This is a genomic window from Neobacillus citreus, from assembly GCF_018343545.2.
Lineage (GTDB): Bacteria > Bacillota > Bacilli > Bacillales > Cytobacillaceae > Neobacillus > Neobacillus citreus.
In genome coordinates this window covers 13,275-34,455 of record NZ_JAGYPE020000050.1, presented here as the reverse complement: position 1 = coordinate 34,455, position 21,181 = coordinate 13,275, and the positions used below count along the sequence as shown (strand labels likewise).

The 21,181-nt window shown below is 40.3% G+C and carries 19 protein-coding genes and 1 other RNA gene; 12 read left to right on the top strand and 8 right to left on the bottom strand.

From position 1 onward, the window contains the following. Positions 1 to 263 precede the first annotated feature (263 nt). The 6 genes from KHB02_RS21900 (at position 264) to KHB02_RS21875 (ending at position 5,517) form a co-directional block, all read left to right on the top strand. Positions 264 to 644 (top strand): CotD family spore coat protein, encoded by a 381-nt coding sequence (locus KHB02_RS21900; protein WP_213145067.1) that lies wholly within the window; start codon positions 264 to 266, stop codon positions 642 to 644. Between the two features lie 122 nt (positions 645 to 766). Then, entirely contained in the window at positions 767 to 1,327 is a 561-nt protein-coding gene (locus tag KHB02_RS21895) for an SLOG family protein (protein WP_213145068.1), read from the top strand. A gap of 137 nt (positions 1,328 to 1,464) precedes the next feature. Next, positions 1,465 to 1,767 (top strand): cell division regulator GpsB, encoded by a 303-nt coding sequence (gene gpsB, locus KHB02_RS21890; protein ID WP_213120405.1) that lies wholly within the window; start codon positions 1,465 to 1,467, stop codon positions 1,765 to 1,767. An 80-nt stretch (positions 1,768 to 1,847) separates the two neighbouring features. Continuing rightward, positions 1,848 to 2,240, top strand: an RNA gene (gene rnpB, locus KHB02_RS21885) — RNase P RNA component class B. Between the two features lie 158 nt (positions 2,241 to 2,398). Beyond that, positions 2,399 to 3,544, top strand: a complete 1,146-nt coding sequence (locus KHB02_RS21880) for a THUMP domain-containing class I SAM-dependent RNA methyltransferase (protein WP_213145069.1) — start codon at positions 2,399 to 2,401, stop codon at positions 3,542 to 3,544. A 47-nt stretch (positions 3,545 to 3,591) separates the two neighbouring features. Continuing rightward, a complete protein-coding gene (locus KHB02_RS21875; RefSeq protein ID WP_213145070.1) occupies positions 3,592 to 5,517 on the top strand; it encodes an ATP-dependent DNA helicase in 1,926 nt (641 codons plus the stop codon). A 44-nt stretch (positions 5,518 to 5,561) separates the two neighbouring features. Here the strand turns inward: KHB02_RS21875 and KHB02_RS21870 are convergent, their stop codons facing one another. From KHB02_RS21870 to KHB02_RS21855, 4 genes are read right to left on the bottom strand one after another with little or no spacing between them, the layout of a single operon-like run. Further along, positions 5,562 to 5,861, bottom strand: a complete 300-nt coding sequence (locus KHB02_RS21870; RefSeq protein WP_213145071.1) for a metal-sulfur cluster assembly factor — start codon at positions 5,859 to 5,861, stop codon at positions 5,562 to 5,564. Positions 5,862 to 5,875: 14 nt separating this feature from the next. Beyond that, the gene (locus KHB02_RS21865; RefSeq protein WP_213145072.1) at positions 5,876 to 7,120 is read right to left on the bottom strand and encodes a hypothetical protein; all 1,245 of its coding nucleotides are present in this window, start codon (positions 7,118 to 7,120) and stop codon (positions 5,876 to 5,878) included. 13 nt (positions 7,121 to 7,133) lie between these two features. Beyond that, entirely contained in the window at positions 7,134 to 7,340 is a 207-nt protein-coding gene (locus KHB02_RS21860) for a DUF2249 domain-containing protein (RefSeq protein ID WP_213145073.1), read from the bottom strand. A gap of 24 nt (positions 7,341 to 7,364) precedes the next feature. Continuing rightward, complete coding sequence (locus KHB02_RS21855; RefSeq protein WP_213145074.1) at positions 7,365 to 7,601, bottom strand: DUF2249 domain-containing protein; 237 nt, start codon at positions 7,599 to 7,601, stop codon at positions 7,365 to 7,367. A 228-nt stretch (positions 7,602 to 7,829) separates the two neighbouring features. On the opposite strand from KHB02_RS21855, the gene KHB02_RS21850 reads away from it, so the two are divergent. Further along, entirely contained in the window at positions 7,830 to 10,193 is a 2,364-nt protein-coding gene (locus KHB02_RS21850; RefSeq protein ID WP_213145075.1) for a nitric-oxide reductase large subunit, read from the top strand. A 20-nt stretch (positions 10,194 to 10,213) separates the two neighbouring features. Here the strand turns inward: KHB02_RS21850 and KHB02_RS21845 are convergent, their stop codons facing one another. Continuing rightward, positions 10,214 to 10,363, bottom strand: a complete 150-nt coding sequence (locus KHB02_RS21845; protein WP_213120412.1) for a hypothetical protein — start codon at positions 10,361 to 10,363, stop codon at positions 10,214 to 10,216. A 118-nt stretch (positions 10,364 to 10,481) separates the two neighbouring features. Here KHB02_RS21845 and KHB02_RS21840 point away from each other — a divergent pair, with 118 nt between their 5' ends. Beyond that, positions 10,482 to 10,715: a DUF2249 domain-containing protein gene (locus KHB02_RS21840; protein WP_213145314.1), complete on the top strand. Its 234-nt coding sequence runs from the start codon at positions 10,482 to 10,484 to the stop codon at positions 10,713 to 10,715. A 304-nt stretch (positions 10,716 to 11,019) separates the two neighbouring features. Beyond that, positions 11,020 to 12,519: a carboxypeptidase M32 gene (locus tag KHB02_RS21835; protein WP_213145076.1), complete on the top strand. Its 1,500-nt coding sequence runs from the start codon at positions 11,020 to 11,022 to the stop codon at positions 12,517 to 12,519. 41 nt (positions 12,520 to 12,560) lie between these two features. Here the strand turns inward: KHB02_RS21835 and KHB02_RS21830 are convergent, their stop codons facing one another. Genes KHB02_RS21830 through KHB02_RS21820 form a run of 3 tightly spaced genes read right to left on the bottom strand, consistent with a single transcriptional unit; the run spans position 12,561 to position 14,864 of the window. Continuing rightward, complete coding sequence (locus KHB02_RS21830) at positions 12,561 to 14,216, bottom strand: b(o/a)3-type cytochrome-c oxidase subunit 1 (RefSeq protein ID WP_213145077.1); 1,656 nt, start codon at positions 14,214 to 14,216, stop codon at positions 12,561 to 12,563. After that, entirely contained in the window at positions 14,216 to 14,692 is a 477-nt protein-coding gene (locus KHB02_RS21825; protein ID WP_213120416.1) for a cytochrome c oxidase subunit II, read from the bottom strand. The genes KHB02_RS21830 and KHB02_RS21825 overlap by 1 nt, the downstream gene beginning before the upstream one ends. 22 nt (positions 14,693 to 14,714) lie before the next feature. Beyond that, entirely contained in the window at positions 14,715 to 14,864 is a 150-nt protein-coding gene (locus KHB02_RS21820) for a cytochrome c oxidase subunit 2A (protein ID WP_213120417.1), read from the bottom strand. Between the two features lie 660 nt (positions 14,865 to 15,524). Here KHB02_RS21820 and KHB02_RS21815 point away from each other — a divergent pair. The 3 genes from KHB02_RS21815 to KHB02_RS21805 all read left to right on the top strand — a co-directional run bounded on the left by KHB02_RS21815 (position 15,525) and on the right by KHB02_RS21805 (position 21,179). Beyond that, entirely contained in the window at positions 15,525 to 16,616 is a 1,092-nt protein-coding gene (locus KHB02_RS21815) for a type III polyketide synthase (protein ID WP_213145078.1), read from the top strand. Then, positions 16,613 to 17,182, top strand: coding sequence for an isoprenylcysteine carboxyl methyltransferase family protein (locus KHB02_RS21810; protein WP_338088315.1), 570 nt, complete (start codon positions 16,613 to 16,615; stop codon positions 17,180 to 17,182). Before KHB02_RS21815 ends, KHB02_RS21810 begins: the two co-directional genes overlap by 4 nt. A gap of 319 nt (positions 17,183 to 17,501) precedes the next feature. After that, a complete protein-coding gene (locus tag KHB02_RS21805; RefSeq protein WP_213145079.1) occupies positions 17,502 to 21,179 on the top strand; it encodes a dynamin family protein in 3,678 nt (1,225 codons plus the stop codon). Positions 21,180 to 21,181: the final 2 nt, after the last annotated feature.

Here is a 21,181-nt window from a genome sequence, read left to right as displayed (position 1 = left end):
TGTGCTGTGTAAAAAAAGCGCAAAAACTTTATGGAGTGGGTAGGATGTATAAAGCAATTTTGTTTTTATTTTTCGTTGTTGTTTGTTTAACTGCTGTTGTTTTTACAAGCTTGAAAGATAGCTTTTATACTATGTTATAAGGATATAAACCCAAGGAAGCCGGTATTATTATAAAAAATAGGTGTTTTCCTTAGTACAAGAGTAACCCTTTTTTCATAGGCTGTTAATGTAAACAGAATAAAGAAAAGAAGGGAGAGCTTAACATGTTTCTAGGAACTAATTTTGCCCCGCCGGTGGTTCATCCGACGACAAACATTGTGAATCATACTTTCTCTACAACGGTGGTGCCCCATATTCATCCGGTTCACACTACTACTGTGAATCATCATATGTTTGAGCATAAACATTATTGCCCGCAATCAGCTTCATGCTGTGATGAGGTATGTAACCAGCACATCAACTGCTGCAACCCATGTGCACCGCAAGCAGTAATGCCTGTTTCAAACGCATTGCCTAATGCGATGCCAAATGTAATGCCGAATATGCCAGGTTATGGTATGGCAGGCCCTGGTATGGCAGGCCCTGGCTTTGGCGCACCTGGATTTGGACCTGGACCTGGTCCTTTCATGGGACCAAGACCTTAAAAGTTTGACTAATCTTACAAGGGCTTTTAGCCCTTGTTTTTTATTTTGTTACTTTATAATATGCTAATGGTAATAAAATGTTTGTCCCTTTTAAAAAATTTTTTCATTTGAGGAGAATATTCTTGCTTAAGGTATTAGCCATTTCCGGATATAAACCATTTGAATTAGGAATTTTTAAAAAAGATCATCCATCGGCAAATTTTATAAAAGCGGCTATCAAAAAATCACTGGTACCCATGCTTGAAGATGGACTGGAATGGGTACTGATCAGCGGACAGTTAGGAGTGGAGCTTTGGGCAGCTGAAACTGTTTTTGACCTGCAGGGGGAATTTCCAGATTTGAAGCTAGCCGTTATCACTCCTTTTTTAAATCAAGAAGCATCTTGGAATGAAAACAATAAGGAATGGTACGAATCTGTTCTCATGCAAGCGGATTTTATTGATTCAGTTACGAAAAAGGGCTATGAAAAACCGTGGCAATTCCGATTGAAAAATCAATTTTTTATTGAAAAGAGTGATGGCCTTCTGCTCTTGTTTGATCAGGAAAAGGAAGGAAGCCCAAAATATTTGTACGAACTAGCTGTTGATTATCAAAAAAATCATCCCTATTCGATTGAGCTGATTACCTTTTATGATTTGCAGATGATTGTCGAAGAAGAACAGCTTAAACAGTCTGATTTTTAATCCTGCTCGAATATTTTAGAATATACTAAATATAATATAATGTCTGCTGAATTACTTTACTGTAATTGAAAATTGACAAAACCGCTTATATTTGAAAAAATAATAGGTAATGATTGGCTAAACTTGAGGTGATTGGAATGCTGTCAGATAAAGTGAAACTAACTGCAAAGGATATTTTGGAAAAAGAGTTCAAAACTGGCGTACGTGGTTATAGACAAGAAGATGTTGATAAGTTTTTGGATTTGATTATTAAAGATTATGGTACTTTCCATCAGGAAATAGAAGATCTTCAGCAAGAAAATCTAAGGCTTCGCAAACAGCTGGAAGATACAGCAAAAAGGCAACCTGCTGCACAGCCTGCTGGGACAACCAATTTTGATATTTTAAAGCGCCTGTCTAATCTTGAAAAGCATGTATTCGGCAGCAAGCTTTACGAATAACAAATAATACCCTCATTTCCTTTGAATAACCATTGATAATGCTGAACGATATACATATAATAGACAATGTAACGTTAATGACGTTCGGGTAATCGCTGCAAGTCTTCTTGCAGAGGAAAGTCCATGCTCGCACGAGCTGAGATGCTCGTAGTGTTCGTGCCTAGCGAATTCATAAGCTAGGGCAGCCGGGTAGCTCATTCGGTTGACGGCTGGGAAAATACCTAAGTCCTTTGGATATGGTAGGAGTACCTTTAAAAGTGCCACAGTGACGATTACCTCCTTAGAAATGAGGAGGGTGGAACGGGTAAACCCCACGAGCGAGAAACCCAAATTATGGTAGGGGCACTTTCTCTATCGGAAATCAACGAGGAGAAGGACAGGTTCCACGTGAATCTGTAGATAGATGATTACCGCCTCAGTACGAGACTTGTAAGTCGTTTGCAGTACGGAGGCACAGAACATGGCTTATAGAACGTTATTAATGGATAGTTTTGATGGAAATGAACAGCTCTCCTTAAACGGGAGGGCTTTTTATTTGTTAACTGAATCCGAAGCTTGTTTTTAGACCATAATGATATTGGGAAATCAAACTTTACAATTATTTGATACATAAACGATTAAGGGTGAAAGAATGGGAAAATATCAAATTATAGCAACCGCAGCCATGGGTTTGGAGGCGCTTGTCGCTCAGGAGGTCCGGGCGCTTGGCTACGACTGTCAGGTGGATAATGGAAAGGTAATCTTCAGCGGGGATGAATATGCCATCGCCAGGAGCAATTTATGGCTCCGCACAGCAGACAGGATTAAGATTATAGTCGGTGAATTCAAGGCGTATACTTTCGATGAATTATTTGAAAAAACAAAGGCGCTTCCCTGGGAGCAGTTTTTACCGGAGGATGCTGAATTTCCGGTGCTTGGAAAATCTGTGAAATCGAAGCTATTTAGTATATCTGATTGTCAGGCCATCGTAAAAAAGGCCATTGTGGAACGATTGAAACAGAAGTATAAAAAAACATGGTTTGATGAGAATGGTGCTTTATACCGAATCGAAGTCGCATTGTTAAAGGATACGGCCACTATTACGATTGATTCGAGCGGCACCGGCCTTCATAAACGGGGCTACCGCGCTGACCAAGGGGCTGCCCCGTTAAAGGAAACAATGGCAGCTGCGCTCATCATGCTGACCAATTGGCGGCCAGACCGTCCGTTTATCGATCCTTTTTGCGGGTCGGGAACGATTCCGATTGAGGCGGCCCTGATTGGCCAAAATATCGCACCTGGTTTTAATCGGGATTTTGTTTCCGAGGGCTGGAACTGGATGCCTTCCAGGGTTTGGGATGAAGTTAGGACAGAGGCAGAGGACCTGGCAAAATACGATACACCGCTTGATATAAGCGGATCGGATATTGATCATCGGATGGTCAAAATGGCACAGGAAAACGCCTTCGAAGCAGGTTTTGGCGACCTGATTCAGTTTAAACAAATGCAAGTAAAAGATATTTCAACGAAAAAGGAATACGGTGTGATTATCGGCAATCCGCCATATGGAGAAAGATTGGGAGAAAAGGCCGAAGTGGAGCAAATGTATCGGGAAATGGGCCAAGCCTTTAGGCCGCTTGACACTTGGTCGATTTACATCTTGACCTCAAACGAGGATTTCGAACAACTATACGGCAAGCCGGCCACAAAGAAACGAAAGCTGTTCAACGGATTTATCAAAACAGATTATTACCAATACTGGGGAAAAAGGCCGTCAAGGCAAAATGACAATAATTGAGGAATAATTTTAGCGTCTTTTGACGCTTTTCTTTTTGGAGGGATAGGATGCAAAACCGCATGCCATTTACAGTTTCGAAAACAGAAACATTTTATGATAAGTTAGGCGAATGGATTGGTGACGTCTTCTATGACATTTTGCCGGAATCCGGGTTTGAAATCCGCGATGAACAAATCTATATGGCTTTTCAGCTTGAAAAAGCATTTAAAGAGAAAAAGGTCATGTTTGCTGAAGCCGGAGTAGGGACAGGCAAAACAATCGTTTATTTGCTCTATGCCATTATGTATGCCCGTTATACAAACCGGCCGGCTGTGATTGCCTGTGCTGATGAAACTTTAATCGAGCAGCTGGTGAAGAAGGAAGGAGATATTGCCAAGCTTGAGCAGGCTCTAAACTTGAATATAGATGTCCGCTTGGCCAAATCCCAAGATCAATACTTATGCTTAAGAAAGCTCGAAAATGGCAGAAATAGTCATTTTTCTGATGAAGTTCTTGATATTTATGAGAATCTTCCTGATTTTGTTCATATGGAAGGTTCCATGATGCAATTTGAAAAGTACGGCGACAGAAGAGACTATCCAGCACTTTCCGATGAAGTATGGCAAACTGTCAGCTGGGACAAGCTCCAGGACTGTTTCTCATGTGAAAAGCGCCATCGCTGTGGTCTCACCTTACACCGGGAATTCTATCGGCATGCAAAGGATATAATTATTTGTTCCCATGATTTTTATATGGAGCATGTTTGGACAAAAGAGGCCCGGAAACGGGAAGGTCAGCTGCCGCTATTGCCGGAACATTCATCAGTGGTATTTGATGAAGGGCATTTGCTTGAATATGCGGCACAGAAGGCGCTAAGCTACCGGTTTACAGATTACACGCTTGATACACTCTTAACCAGACTAATGGAAAATGATGTCCGCGAAAAAACACTTTATACGATAGAACAAGCGCTTGTCGATAATGATGAATTCTTCGATTGCCTAGCACAGTTTTCACAACCCGCAATGGGATCGGATAAAGAGATCATTCATAGGCACCCTTTGGTCATGAAAAATTGCCGTAAACTTCTTTCGATATTACAGTCATTGGAAGAGGAACTTGTCTTTGAAAGTGAAATGTTTGTTATCAACGAATATGATTTAAAAATTGTTGAGGAATACTTGGAGCAAATCACATATTCCTTATCACTCTTCCTTCAAGAGCTAAATGGAATTACTTGGCTGGAAGAAAGCAGTGGTGAGCGTACCCTTGTCATCATGCCGAAAATGGTGGAGGAGGTTTTACGGGAAGAGGTATTTTCCCAGAAAAAGCCTTATATCTTCTCATCCGCCACCATGTCCAATCAGAAATCTTTTGATTATATCGCGTCCAGTTTAGGGGTTGATGATTACCTTTCTTGTTCGGTTGCTTCCCCATTTGATTATGACGAGAAAATGAAGGTATTCCTGCCATCTTTTAAACAAGATGCCATCAATAAAAAAATCGATTATGTGATTGAGAAAGTCAGTTTGACAGAAGGGCGGGCTCTTATTCTTTTAAATAATCATGATGAAATGAGGAATTTAAAGGAACGGCTAAAAGAAGAGCAGAAGTTTCCAATCTACTATGAAGGTGATGAGGAGATTAGCACACTAGTCTCCAAGTTTCAAAATGAGGAAAATTCGGTGCTTTGCTCCATCCACCTATGGGAGGGTCTTGACATCCCCGGCCGCTCACTGGAAAATGTCCTGATTTTTTCACTGCCTTTCCCGCCGAATGACCCCGTTTTTTCGGCCAAAAAGGAAGGAATGGCTGACCCATTTAATGAGGTGGACCTTCCTTACATGTTGCTTAGATTACGGCAAGGTGTGGGTCGGCTGATAAGAAGTGAACAGGATCAAGGCACTGTCCATATCCTGTTGGAAGAACCTCTAGAACAAGATGTACTGCAAAAGATAAAAGAAGTATTGCCGACTAAAGTAATTGAAGGGTAAGGAATAAAAAAAGAGGCTGACAATGAACTGTCAGCCTCTTTTTGCTATCTGCCAAGGGCGCGGCGGCCGTCTTCGGTCATTTTATCCGGTGACCAGGCCGGCTGCCAAACAAGGTTAACGTCAACCTTGTTTACTTCCTCGATTCCTTCGACACAATAACGGACTCCGCTTGTGATACTATTGTGAAGCGGACAGCCAGGAGTGGTCAGTGTCATTGTAATCGAAATATCATTTTCTTCTGTAATCCCCACACTATAAATTAACCCTAAATCTACAACATTGATGCCTAACTCCGGGTCATAAACGCTTTTTAATTCTTCAAAAATTTTCTCCTCGAGATTCATGGTAACTCACCTCATTATTTTTTTAGAACACTGAAAATGCTGCTTGCAATAGTAAGCATCGCTACAGACAGAACAAACTGGCTCAAATTAAAGAGAATCGTTGTTTTTAATAAAAGTGCCAAAAAGACAACTAGTACGGAACCGATGAATATTGATAAGACAGGCACAATCAATTTTTCATTCATCATTTCCTTTAACGAAGGAACTTTAGCCTTTCCTATTTCTTTGCTGTATTTATAGGTCCACCACAAGAATGGAACAATTTTATATAAATATCCGACAATACTTAGGACAATCCACAACAGTATATAGCAATATAGAAGCGGCCCAATAAGACTGGCAAACTTGCTGCTGAACAGGAGCATAAAGGCCGCTGCATGAATCACATTCCCAAAACCAATCGCAGAAAGGGCGAAGGAAAATGGTTTATCGAGCTTTTTCTTTAACCTTTTTTTAACGATGATACTAATATGCCAGCTGAAAACAGAGAAGCCGGCCAATAGCAGGAAGAATCCAATCATTAATAAAATACTGCTGTTAATAAAGAAAGAAATGATTGAAAGGACAAGCCCGGATACATAGATTCCGTACACATATCGTGCCTGCACCATCGGAAAACCATGGGCCAAAGAAAACATCGGCACCATCTTATAGGAAAAGCCAAAGATTAATAAAGTAAACCAACCGGTTAGTCCCAATAAAAGATGGCTTTTAAAGATGGCTTGGTAATGTTCACCGAGAAAGCCTGTTTGCATACTGTAAATCATCGTAATTCCCAAGAATATGGTCAAAAACAAGCAAACTAAAGCCGTTCCCACAAAAGCAGTAAGAATGTTAGGGTTTGCTTGTGTTCTTAGCGTCATTAGCATCTGGAATAAGAACATAAAGATTCCGATAAGCGTAATGACACCAGGAATGACGGCATTTTGCGGTGCTAAATAGAGCATGGCCGAAAAAGAGGCAACCCCTGCTGCGGTGATGAAAAATTGAACAAATCCAAATTTCTCATTCCAAATTTTTGTCAAAAACGCAACCGGAACAAGCTGGTACATTGCACCCATCGCCACCATTAAGGCCCAGCCTAGGATTAAGAGGTGGGCTGCCGACCAAATGGCAGGTATGCGAAAAGTTCCATCCGTCATCATATGCCCATTTACCAACAGCAGAATCTGTGAGGCGACAAGGGCAATTAAACTAAAAAGTATAAATGAAAAAGGTAGTTTAATATTTGTTTCAGTTCCTAAATTCTGAGGAAGCATATGACTCACCTTCCTAGCGGAAGATTTCTATTTTAAAACTTCCGTCTGGTTGTTGTTCTGTTTTTTGTTGATATCCTAATTCTTCAAGCTGTTCATATAGAAACATCGGTCTTCTATCATTAATTATCGTTAAAACTTCCCCTTCGCCTAACCCTTCTAAAGCGGCTAAGGTTCGCATCATCGGCTGCGGCGGTTCGAGGCCGCGATTATCCAAAATCATTGCAAATCACACTCCAAATCACTTTTAGCTTTTCTTTGTGAAAACTACTTTCCAATGCTTTTTCTCTAATTCTTCTTCTTCATGGGTAAAGCCCTTTGCCTTTAAGACAGTAAATAGTGGCACCGGCTTAAACGGTGCATGAAGAATGAACACATCTCCATCATTATTTAATTCTTTTACTGCCTCCATAATCTTTTGAAATGGTTCGAGTTTATTCTTTATATCCTCACGCACATCTAGTTCAATTTTTCTTTGTCCCATAAAATCAACACCTCTTTAATCGTTTGTTTAATAACATTGTAGCAGTGTAATCCCCTAAGATATGTGATGAGCGTCATAGCTCAATGGATTTTAATGAAAATAGTTCTCAATGTGACAAATTTGTGAAAAAGTATACAAAAAATAATATGTGTGATAAAAGTCACTATTTTGACTTTTTTTTAGGACTACAATACTTCTCGGATTGATAACCAGAAAGGGATGAAGGAAATGGAAATACAGCAGGGGACACAGCCGAAGAGCGTGGTAAAAGAAAATAAAAACGCACTTTTAAAATCCATTTTAATTATTACCATCTTAATCAGCTTTACCGTTCTGCTTGGCGGCGGCTATTGGATCTTTAAAGAGCAGGCGCCAAGACCATTGGAAGTAACCAATTCGAAAGGTGAAGTTATATTAACGAAAAAATCCATTATGGGAGGACAAGCTGTCTGGCAAAAGTATGGCTTAATGGACTACGGTACCGTGTTAGGACATGGTTCCTATATGGGTCCGGATTATACAGCAGAGTCTTTAAAAATCTATACAGAAGGAATGCAGGATTTTAAAGCGGAACAGCAATATGATAAAAAATTTGCTTCATTAACTGAAGATGAAAAGCAGATTATCAAAAACCAAGTTATTAAAGAAATGCGCAAAAATCGCTATGATGCGAGTAAAGATACATTAAAGCTGACAGACGCACAAGTAAATGGCCTTGAAAAAGTTAGAGCTTACTATAAGGATATTTTTACAAAAGGCGATGGCTGGGGTTTAAAAGCTAATCTAATCAAAGATTCTGATATACCATCAACAGACCGTGCCTATGTTGACAAAGGTGACCAAATCAAACAAATCTCTGATTTCTTCTTCTGGACAGCTTGGCTTTCAAGTACGGTTCGTCCTGGAGACAAAATCACTTACACGAATAACTGGCCATATTTTGAAGATGCCGGTAACCATCTATCCTTTTCCGCTATTTGGTGGAGCGGTGCTAGCGTTACAATCCTAATTTTAATGGTAGGGATCATCTTATATCTATTCTATCGTTATCAATTTGGTATGCAGGAAGCATATAAAGAAGGAAACTTCCCTCGTATTGATTTGCGCAAGATGCCTGTAACAAGTTCACAGGTGAAAACAGGTAAGTATTTTACGGTTGTATCGGTATTATTCTTTGTTCAGTGTATGTTTGGGGCTTTGTTAGCCCACTATTATATCGAGCCAGACAGCTTTTTTGGAATTAAGTGGATCCATGATATTCTTCCATTTAATATTTCCAAAGGCTATCACTTGCAGCTGGCGATTTTCTGGATTGCAACCGCATGGCTGGGTATGGGAATCTATGTTGCCCCGTTAGTTGGCGGTTATGAACCAAAAAAGCAAGGTCTTTTAGTTGATATTTTATTCTGGGCATTAGTGGTTCTTGTTGGCGGAAGTATGGTTGGCGAGTGGCTTGGTGCCAATGGAAAATTGGGAAATGCCTGGTTCTTGTTTGGCCATACCGGTTGGGAATATATTGAGCTTGGACGAGTTTGGCAGCTTATCTTAATAGTGGGAATGCTAATCTGGCTGTTTATCGTATTCCGTGGTATTAAAGCAGGGCTTAAGAAAGAGTCTGACAAAGGCGGATTGATACACTTACTATTCTACTCTGCGATTGCGGTACCGGCTTTTTATATCTTTGCCTTATTTATCAACCCAGGTACAAGCTTTACATTTGCCGACTATTGGCGCTGGTGGATTATCCATCTATGGGTAGAAGGTATTTTTGAAGTTTTTGCAGTCGTTGTTATTGGTTTCTTATTAGTTCAATTAGGTCTCGTAACCAAGAAATCAACGGTAAGACAATTATATTTCCAATTAACCCTGCTTCTTGGCAGCGGCGTAATCGGTATCGGACACCATTATTACTATAATGGTTCAGCTGAAGTATGGATTGGTCTAGGTGCAGTCTTCTCTGCATTGGAAGTTATTCCATTGACATTGTTAATTCTTGAAGCTTATGAGCAGTACAAAATGATGCGTGACGGCGGTGTCGACTTCCCTTACAAAGGTACGTTCTGGTTCTTGATTTCTGTTGCGATTTGGAACCTTGTCGGTGCCGGGGTACTTGGTTTCTTAATTAATCTGCCAGCGGTAGCCTATTTCGAACATGGACAATTCTTAACACCAACCCATGGACATGCTTCGATGATGGGTGTTTACGGGATGTTTGCCTGTGCAGTACTTCTTTATTCGTTAAGGAATATTGTGAAGCCTGAGGCCTGGAATGACAAATGGCTTAAGATAAGCTGCATTCTGTTAAACATTGGTCTTGCAGGAATGGTCTTCTTGTCCTTGCTTCCAGTTGGATTTATGCAAATAAAAGAGGCATTTTATCACGGCTATGCAGCAAGCCGCGCTTCCTCCTTCCTGCAAAAGGATCTGGTGCAAACCATTTTAACCTGGCGTGCGGTACCTGATACCATCTTCTTAATCGGTGTAATTATCCTGGTACTCTTCTGTATTAAGGCCCTATTTAACCTGCGTAAACCAACGCATAAAGAGGGAGAACGACTTCCGGTTAAAGATTTATCCATTGATGAAGATTAATAGTAAAAATCCGCAAGGCTTTAGCTTTGCGGATTTTTCTCTTCTTTCACTTCTTCGTAGCAGTCGAAGCAATATGACTGTTTATCCTCGGTAATCACTCCATTAAAGAATCCATCCAAACAATAAATCTCTTTCCCACAGCATTTACATAAACCAACTAATTCTTTCATTTAGACTTGCCTCCCTTATGAACAAAATCATATTTCAACTGTGATGGTACTCACTAAGTCCTAACCTAAGTTTTTCTATAATAAAAGAGAAGTTAACCCAATTAAAGGAGTGATAATGATGCAAACCTACGCAAAAGTTATCAATGTACCAGATTATCCACCAAGAGAAAAGCATCCAACCATCTTTAAGGCATTTGATGAATTGGCATCAGGTGAAACCATGCAGATTGTCAATGACCATGATCCAAGACCGCTGCTTTACCAATTTATGATGGAAAGACCAGAGCAATTTTCTTGGGAATACCTTGAAGAAGGCCCAGAAGTTTGGAAGGTAGCCGTTAACAAGAAGTAATTTTTTTAGAGGTTGCGCTCTTACAAGACTTTGTATCTTCACCCAATCTAAAATTTGTTTCTATTTATTTATCAGTTAAAACCTATTTTTTCCTATAAACCTATTTTACAACAGAAATTCGTTTCTGTTGTTTTTTTAGCTAATAGGAAATTATAAATTTTCTCAAATTTATAATTTCCTAACGCATAAATTCAACTACGCCTCTGTCTTCGTCCTATCGGACTCGCGAATCGACGAGTTTTCATTTATCCGTATGATTTGTCTGAAATATGTTAAAATTTATAGCGAGAAAGGGGGAAAGACAATGAATACAGAGCAATTTGAAAAGGAATTCTTAGAGTATGTTAAGAAAATGACCGCTTATCACGAAGCCCTTGGTTTAATTTACTGGGACTTACGGACAGGCGCTCCTAAACAGGGAGTGGGGCAGAGGTCAGAAGTGATTGGCGTGCTGTCCTCCGAGGTATTTAAAATGTCGACATCAGAGGAGATGGCAGCCTACATAGCTGGGCTTTCAAAAGCTGTATTGTCCGATAGAACAAGAAAAATTCTTGAAGAATGCAAAAAGAACTATGAGTTAAACAAAAAAATTCCTGCGGAAGAATACAGAGAATTTGTCATTCTTCAATCAAATGCCGAGAGTGTTTGGGAAGAAGCCAAAGAAAAAGCTGACTTCAATATGTTCAAGCCATACTTAGAGAAACTGGTCGCAATGACAAAGCGATTTATCGGGTACTGGGGTTATGAAGGGAATAAATATAACGTTTTATTAGATATGTACGAACCGGGCTTGACGGTTGAGGTTTTAGATCATGTTTTTGGAGAACTGAAGGACAAAATTGTTCCGTTAGTAAAACAGATTTCGGAATCCAGTCACAAACCTAAAACTGATTTTTTGTTCCATCGATTCCCTAAGGAAAAGCAGCGGGAATTCAGTTTGGAAATCTTAGCGCAAATGGGATTCGACTTTAATGCTGGCAGGCTTGATGAAACCGTCCACCCTTTTGCGACTGGTTTAAATCCTGGCGATGTCCGCGTTACGACAAAGTATGATGAACAGGATTTTCGGACCGCTGTTTTTGGCACCATTCATGAAGGCGGGCATGCCTTATACGAACAGAATATTTCCAAAGAGTTAATCGGTACACCATTATGCACAGGAACCTCCATGGGGATTCATGAATCTCAATCGCTTTTCTATGAAAATCTTCTTGGCCGGAGCCTGCCTTTTTGGAAAAAGAATTTTGACCTGCTGAAAAAATACACAAATGGTCAATTCGATCATGTGAATATTGAGGCTTTTTATCGGGCCGTCAATGAGTCAAAGCCTTCTTTAATTCGGATTGAAGCAGACGAACTTACCTATCCGCTTCATATAATTATCCGTTACGAAATTGAAAAGGGACTGTTTAATGATGAAATAGAGGTTTCCGACCTTCCAACAGTTTGGAACGACATGTATGAGAAATATCTGGGAATCCGCCCTGGACACGATGGCGAGGGTGTTCTTCAGGACGTTCATTGGGCAGGTGGAAGCTTTGGCTACTTTCCTTCGTACGCTTTAGGCTATATGTATGCAGCCCAATTTAAGCGTAAAATGCTTGAGGACCTTCCGAATTACGACCAGCTTCTTGAAGAAGGGAATCTGCTTCCGATCAAAGAATGGCTTACGAATCACATCCATCAGCACGGCAAACTGAAAAAGCCGCTTGAAATCCTGCAGGAGGTAACAGGTGAAGGTTTAAATGCCAAGTATTTGATTGATTATCTCTATGAGAAATATGGAAAGGTCTATCAATTTTAAAAACCAAAAGGCTTCAATCGTTTAGATTGAAGCCTTTGCCATTACCACGTCTTAAATCCTTTGGATCCAGGCGGTGCATTTTGAATGATATCAATGAATGGTATTGTGTAAGCGAACAGGATTAAGGCAGCAGTGATGCCAAGCCATAATTTCCAGTTTTCAAATACCATTGGTGCTTTTTCCTGCAGATTTTCTGCTTCGCCGACAGGGAATTCTTCTTCACCTTTTGGTGCAAAGAAGGCAAGATTAATAAAAATAACTAATACTAATATTATGCCAAGGAATAAAATCGTTCCGCCAACTGCCTGGGCAATTTGGTAAGGAATCCACTCAAGAGCCTGCTTGGAGTCACCATAAGTGGAGAATGCTGAACGTCTTGGTGCACCAAGCAGTCCCTGGAAGTGCATTGCACCGGACATGAATGCCATTCCGATAAACCATACCCATGCTTGGATAATACCTAATTTGTTCATCGCTTTAGTCAGCTTGCGGCCGGTTAAGTGCGGCACAAGCCAATATGAAATTCCAAAGAATGTCAGTACAACAGAGGTTGCTGCTGTCAAATGAAAGTGCCCTGTTACCCAAATGGTATTATGGACAACCTGGTCCATTTGGTTGGAAGCATTGATGATACCGCCGGCACCAGCAGGAATGAATGAAGCCATACCAATGAATGGGACTGTGAAACGGGCATCATTCCAAGGAAGCACTTTAAACCAGCCAAATAAACCAGTAGCTCCTTTAGAACGGCCATATCTCTCAAACGTTGCGAACAGAGAGAAGGCTGTCATTAAGGACGGGATAATAACCATGAATGTTAAGATAACCTGAATAAATTTCCAAGCTGGATCAATACCCGGTTCTGTCAACTGGTGGTGGAAACCAACCGGAATTGAGAAAAGCAAGAATAAGATAAAAGATAAACGAGCCAATGAATCTGAGAAAATCTTTCCGCCGATAATTTTTGGGATAATTGCATACCAGCACATATATGCAGGCAATAGCCAGAAATACACTAGCGGGTGACCGAAATACCAGAATAACGTACGGCTGATTAGAACATCAACAGTATCTACTAAACCTAAAGACCAAGGCAGCAATTGGAATAGAACAGTTGCAGCAACCCCTAAGGTAGCCACAATCCACATCACCGTGTTGATAACAGCCATAAAGCTTAACAACGGGCTTGGTTTGCCAGGGTTGTTTTTCCGCCATTTTGCATAGGTCATAATTTGTGCAGCGCCATCAACCCAGCTGCCGACAACCACAAAGGTTAATCCTAAATAAAAGATCCAGTGTGCTTTAAGTGGTGCATAGAATGTATAAAGTACAGATGCTTCATTTAATAGAATCATCGTTCCAGACATAAGGGTACCGGCAGTCATTAACCAGAAACCAATCCAGCCGGTGCGTCTGGCCGCTGGAGAATGTGTTCCCGCAGTTCTGGATACAGCCGCATATTGAAATCCCATGATAAAGAATGTTGTTAAAACGAGCCCCATTAAAACACCATGAGCTGTTAAAATTTGATAGTAGCCAATTCCCCAAGGCAGTTCAAATTTTCCGGAACGGACAAGGGTTTGTAGTAATCCCATCAGACCGCCGAGAGCGAGTGCTCCGAAAGCCACAAAGAAATGCGCCATGGATAGCTTCGCGTCACGTGGGTCAACCTTTACTTTCGCTGCTGCGTTAACCATTATTTAACCACCTCAATCTTCGAGAACATTAAATGGTGCCCTGTACCACAGTATTCGTTACAAACAACTAGAAATTCGCCGGCTTTGTCAAAGGTTGTTGTATACTCGCTGACATAGCCCGGTTCAAGCATCATATTGATATTGGTTCCGGCCATTTCAAAGCCATGGACAACATCCTTGGTGGTAGCGATTACTTTCACCTTTGCTCCAAGCGGAACCTCAACCTTTGCTGGGTTATAAGAGAAAGCAGATGCGACAAATACGAGTTCATAATCCCACTCTTTGCCTTCAACCTTATGAAGTCCCGGCTTATCGAAAGGTTTTGTGGTATCAACCTTTTCCGGATTTATTGTAGTTAAACAGCTTGCTGGTTTGTTGCCAAGGTAAAAAGCGCTGACACCGACTACTGTTAAAAAGACAACGAGACAGCCGATTCCAAACGTCAGCCAGATTTTTTCAAATTTATGCATATGCATATGTAATTCCCCCCTTTATTCCCTAAAAACGGTCTACGAACAGATAGTAAACTGAAACCCATGAAACAATGATAAATAGCCCCAGAATGAATACAGACGCCAGTGTCCCCTTTAAAGAAGAACTGTCTTCGATCTCTGTTTGGTGCTTTGTCTTTAGTTCCGCCTTTGCCATCCCCCTACACTCCCTTCAGAAAATGAAAAGTAAATAAATGATTTCTCTTTCATAATACAAAACAATTTTGAAAGTAAAATATCAAATTCAAGAATTCACAAATTGTTCATTCCTTAGTTATCTACTATGGTAATGTTAATAAGTTGGTATAACAGTGATTAAAGTCACAATTACCCACCTGTAATTGTGACTAAAGTGTGAAACATCACACCAAGCCTGTGATGTAGATAATTGATAATTTGATTACGTAATGGATGATCGGCAATTCGTTTTTTGTCACAATTCTCTGTAAAAAAAATATGATAATAATAAAAATCTTTTTCTTTGGAAGTGGTTGGTTTGGAGAAATATTATTGCGAACATTGCCGTCTTTTGTATAATAAGATTGAAATTTGTAAGGTTTGCGGGACATTGGCGGGAAATAAAATAAAAATTGAGGTTCAAAAGCAACCAGAAAAATAAGAGTCAGGATAAGTTAGAGAATTGGAAAAGTTTATATAATGAAGGAATAACTATTACAAGATATAATAAACATGCACAACAACAACAACCTTCAAAACGTTTACTTCTCCGAATGGGGAAGTTTTTTTTTGTGTGTCTGGAATAATTTTCTTTAAATTGGCAAAAAATACCCTTACCTTTGGTTAAGGAGAATGATGTATGCCTACAATTCTTTCCATTGCAGAAGCTATTCCTCCATACGAAATTAAACAGACGCAGGCGACAGAGTTTGCAAGGGAATTGTTTTCTGGTTCATTTAAAGAAATTGGGCGGTTATTAAAGGCTTTTGAAAATGGACTTATTGAGAAAAGATATTTTGTTAATCCCGTAGGCTGGTTTCAGGAGAATCATTCCTTTGAGGAAAAGAACAATGTCTACATCGAATCGGCCGTTACCCTTGGGAGGGAGGCAATTGTAAAATGTCTGGATAACAATCAGTTTCTTAAGAAAAGAATTCCTTACGAAGACATTGATGCCATTTTTTATATTTCCACCACAGGGATTGCAACTCCAAGTATAGAAGCAAGAATAATGAACCTGCTGCCTTTTCATCTCCACACGAAACGAATCCCAATCTGGGGATTGGGCTGTGCAGGCGGTGCTGCAGGTCTTGCCCGTGCCTTTGAATATTGCATGGCCTTTCCAAAAGCTAAAGTCCTTGTTCTTTCTGTTGAACTTTGCAGTATTACCTTTCAGCGAAATGATCTATCGAAGAGCAATTTAATCGGGACATCTCTTTTTGCAGACGGGGTTGCCTGTGCGTTAATATGTGGTGATTCCTGCGATATCGGGGATTTTCGCTTAAAAACCACATATCCGTCCATATTAGCGGTTCAATCCGCACTGCTCCCCGATTCTTTGGATGTGATGGGCTGGGATATAAAAAATGAAGGATTGTTTGTCCGGTTTTCTCGTGATATACCAAAAATCGTACATAATTGGCTAAAGCCAGTGGCAGAAGAATTTTTACATGAGCACCGGCTTCAAATAGATAAAGTAGACTATTTCATTGCCCATCCTGGCGGTAAAAAGGTGTTGGATGCCTATGTTGAATCACTTGGAATACCTGCGTCGATGACAGACGTTTCGCTTGAAGTGTTAAAAAACTTTGGAAATATGTCTTCTGCTACCATTCTTTATGTGTTGAAACAATATATGGAAATGGATATTCCACGTGGGTCAAATGGGCTTTGTGCCGCTCTTGGACCGGGTTTCAGTTCGGAAATGCTTCTATTGAGGTGGTTTGATTGAGGGACTTGCTGCCATTTATTAGCTTTATGGGTTTCATCATTTTTCAGCGTGCAGCAGAGATTTTATTCGCAAAAAGAAATGAAAAATGGATGAAGAGTAAGGGAGCACTTGAATTTGGCATTGTCCACTACCGCTGGATTGTCCTTGTGCATGTACTATTTTTACTTAGCTTTAGTATGGAAAAGTTCATCTTTAATCACGGGTTATCACCTCAATGGCTGATTATTTTTATTGCTTTTATCTTCGCCCAGGCCTTGAGGATATGGGCACTTGCCTCACTGGGCAGGTATTGGAACACGAAAATACTCGTGCTTCCAAATGCAGACGTTATACGTAAAGGTCCGTACCGTTTTATAAAGCATCCGAATTATTTCGTTGTTTGTGTGGAAATCCTTGTCATTCCTTTACTGTTTCAGGCGTATTATACTGCCTGTTTATTTACAGTATTGAATATCATGGTGCTTGCCATCCGTATTCCCGAGGAAGAAAGGGCGCTTGAATGCTACAGCGAATATAACGGAGTTTTTCATGACTGCCGCCGTTTCTTGCCAAAGTTTGTTAAATAACTGTGACAATAATCTGCAAAGTATTGAAAATGATTATCACCTGTGTTAGAATTTGATTAACAATGAAAGTCATTCTCAACTAAGAGTCTGATTAAGGGAAGGTGTTACATATGACCTATGCTTTCGTCGGCGGAACCATTTTAATCTACGCATTTGTCATGAAGCACGTCTTAAAAAATGTCACCCAATAAATATATTTAGCATTAAATGAAGCCAGGGAATATTCCTTGGCTTTTTTTTAGTATGTCAAGATAGGAAAAGTTCGATTTATCGTATAAAATAAACATATTATCATGTTGTTTAAGGGGAATTAGTTTAAATGATCAAAATAGCCGATCAAAATGAAACGATACAAACATTAAAACAAAAAATAATTGCCATATATGAATATTTAATGGAGCAAAACGATGTTCAAAATGCGCAAAAAATTAAGCAGCTTGCTCGAAAATTAGAAAACCGCGAATTCGCGATAGCGTTTTGCGGCCATTTTTCCGCAGGCAAATCAACCATGATCAACCGGGTCGTAGGGGAAAAACTGCTTCCCTCAAGTCCAATTCCGACAAGTGCAAACCTTGTAAAGGTAAAGTCCGGAGAGGATTATGCCAAGGTCTTTTTTAAAAACGAGAAACCACGGCTTTATTTAGCGCCGTATGATTATGAAATGGTCAAAAGGTATGCTAAGGATGGCGATAAAATCGAGGAAATCGAGATCAGCCATAGCGACTCAAACCTGCCTGCCAATACCGTAATAATGGACACACCGGGAATTGATTCAGCAGATGATGCCCACCGCATTGCCACTGAGTCAGCCATCCATCTAGCTGATTTAATCTTTTATGTGATGGACTATAACCATGTCCAGGCAGAGTTGAATTTCCTGTTCACAAAGGAATTGGCGGAAGCAGGTAAAGAGGTTTATTTAGTTATTAATCAAATTGATAAGCACAAGGATGAAGAGTTAAGTTTTGCCGATTTTCAAAAAAGTGTCGTTGATGCCTTCGCCTCATGGGGAGTTAGACCGGCACGGATTTTTTATACTTCACTAAAGGATGAAAAGAACCCCCGCAATGAATTTCAGGCATTACAGAAATTTATTGCGGATAAATTGGCAGCAAAGGATCAATTGCTTATTCCGTCCGTTTTCCATTCGTTGAAAAAAATCGTCCAGGACCATATCAACCAGGCGGCAAAGCAGGATGAAGAAAAGCTTCTTCCATATCATGAGCTATTAAATGAATTAACTGAGGAGGAAAAAGAGGGTCTGTTGAATTCCTTCCACCAGATTAAAGACAGCTTGACTAGGCTTGCCGGAGGAACGGACGTTAAGGAAAAGTCATTTGATGAAGAAATAGCGCAAATTTTGAAGAATGCTTATATTATGCCTTTCCTGACAAGGGAAATGGCAGAGAAGTATCTAGAAGCATGCCAACCTAATTTTAAAGTAGGCTTTCTTTTTTCAAAGCAAAAAACGCAAGAGGAAAAAAATGCGCGACTGGAGATTTTTTATCAGGATATTCTTGAAAAATCAAAATCCCAGCTTGAATGGCATTTACGTGAATTCCTGCTCCGTACATTAAAGGAAACAGAACTGGACCAAGGAGACCTGCTAGGGCTCGCTCAGGGCTATGTCGTTACCATTCCTAAAGATGTCCTGATCAACACGATAAAGCCTGGTGCCCGCCTATCCGGCGAATACCTGCTTCACTACACAGAAGATGTGGCGAATGAAATAAAACGGATCGCCCGAAACCGACTTGCTGAGTTCAAAGAAAAATATCTAAATGCACTAAAGGAACAGGAGTCAAAATTAAACGAACAATTTGCCAAGGAATTCAATAAACAGGAACGCTATGTAAAAGCCTTAACAGAGCTCGATAAATACGAAGAGGCTATTGTTGCAAAAGAAAACAACCTTATGAACCTATTGAACAATCCGCAAGGACTTGAAGATGGCCATTACCAACTTTTCGACCTGCAGGAAGAGGAATTTGAACTAATTAAATCTGAAATGGAACCGGATTCCCATAAGGCTGACATGAAGAAGGAAAGCAAGCAAGTACCTGCACAAATCAGTCATGCTGAAACAACAAATAATGGCTCTAAGGGTGAAGGGAACAACGAAGCAGAGGACCGTCTGCTACGCACCATTGACAAGCTTCTCAACGCTTCCAAGCTAATTAACGGTTTGCCGGGCTTTCAAAAGCTGGCAGGTGAATTGGCGGAAAAAGCAGGCCGGCTTGAAACTCAGGGCTTTACCGTAGCCTTATTCGGTGCGTTTAGTGCAGGGAAATCGTCCTTTGCCAACGCGCTGATGGGGGAAAAGGTTTTACCGGTTTCACCAAACCCCACTACAGCAGCAATTAATAAAATAAAACCAGTCACGGCTGAATATACGCATGGGACTGTCCTTGTAAAGTTTAAAGAACGAGAAGCAATGCTCGATGACGTCAACCGCTCGCTTAAGGTCTTTGAATTACATGCGGCCGATTTCAAGGCTGCCGCTAAAATCATTGAAGGAATCATCTACGAGCAAAGCCAGGAAGGGATCGTTGAGAAGACTCATTATGCCTTCTTACAGGCGTTTCTTAAAGGTTATGCCTCTTTTGTTGAACTGCTCGGAACGGTTAAGGTTACAAGTTTAGACGAATTTCACGATTTTGTCGCCAAAGAAGAAAAATCCTGTTACGTGGAATGGATTGAACTCTATTATGACTGCGAACTGACGAGAAAAGGGATTACGCTCGTTGATACGCCAGGGGCGGACTCCATCAATGCCCGCCATACAGGAGTAGCCTTTGACTATATCAAAAATTCAGATGCCATATTATTTGTCACGTATTATAACCATGCTTTTTCAAAAGCTGACCGGGAATTTTTAATACAATTGGGACGGGTAAAGGAATCGTTCCAAATGGACAAAATGTTCTTTATTATAAATGCGATTGACCTCGCCGAAGATGAAGAGGAAAAGGAAGCGGTGGTGGACTATGTTTCAGAGCAGCTGGTGAAGTATGGAATCCGGAATCCGCATCTATATCCTTTATCAAGCCTAGAGGCCTTAAAGGAAAAAATAGACTCAGCAGCGGTTTCCAGGTCAGGGATGAGCCAGTTTGAAAATAGTTTTTATCACTTTATTTCAAATGATTTAACCGAAATGGCGATTTCAGCGGCACAGAATGAATTGAACCGTGTCCATGAATTGGTAGAACGGCTCATCAAAAGCTCGCTGGAGGACAAGAACGTTAAAGAACAAAAACGCCGTGATATTGAAGGACAGAAGAATATGATTCAAGAGCTGTTTGCAAAACAAACGGTCGAATCAATGGAAAACCGCCTGTTCCAAGAGGCTGATGAATTAATTTATTATATTAAGCAACGGGTTTTCTTACGGTTTGGCGATTTCTTTAAAGAGGCCTTTAATCCTTCAACCTTAAGGGACGATGGCCGCAACTTGAAGAAGGCACTGCAAATGGCACTTGATGAATTTTTGGAAAGCTTAGGTTTTGATTTTGCTCAGGAAATGAGAGCTACAACGGTTCGAATCGAGCGGTTTATGGAAAAACTGCTTTGGGATTATCAGGCCGCACAAATTCGGACACTTCTGGACGTCAATCAAGACCTGTCCTTTTCACCATATGAAAAAGGTACGGCAGAAGAAATAGACTTTCCAATAGCGTTTGAAACCATGGAACAGCAAGCTTTTGCAAAAGCAAAATCTTATTTTAAAAATCCAAGGTCCTTCTTTGAGAAAAATGAAAAGAAATGGATGAGCGATGAACTTAATCAGGTATTAAATGGGCCAGCGGATGACTATTTGCAAAATCAAGGCAGTCGCTTAAAAGACCATTATGCAAAGAATCTAAACAATGAATTCAAGCTTCTTTTAGCGCAAATGAAGGATCAGACCGATGATTTTTATTTAAGTTTATTGGCAGCATTAGAAGGCGGAGTTTCAACCGAAATTTTAACAGATATACTAAAGCGGCTTGAAAATTAGGA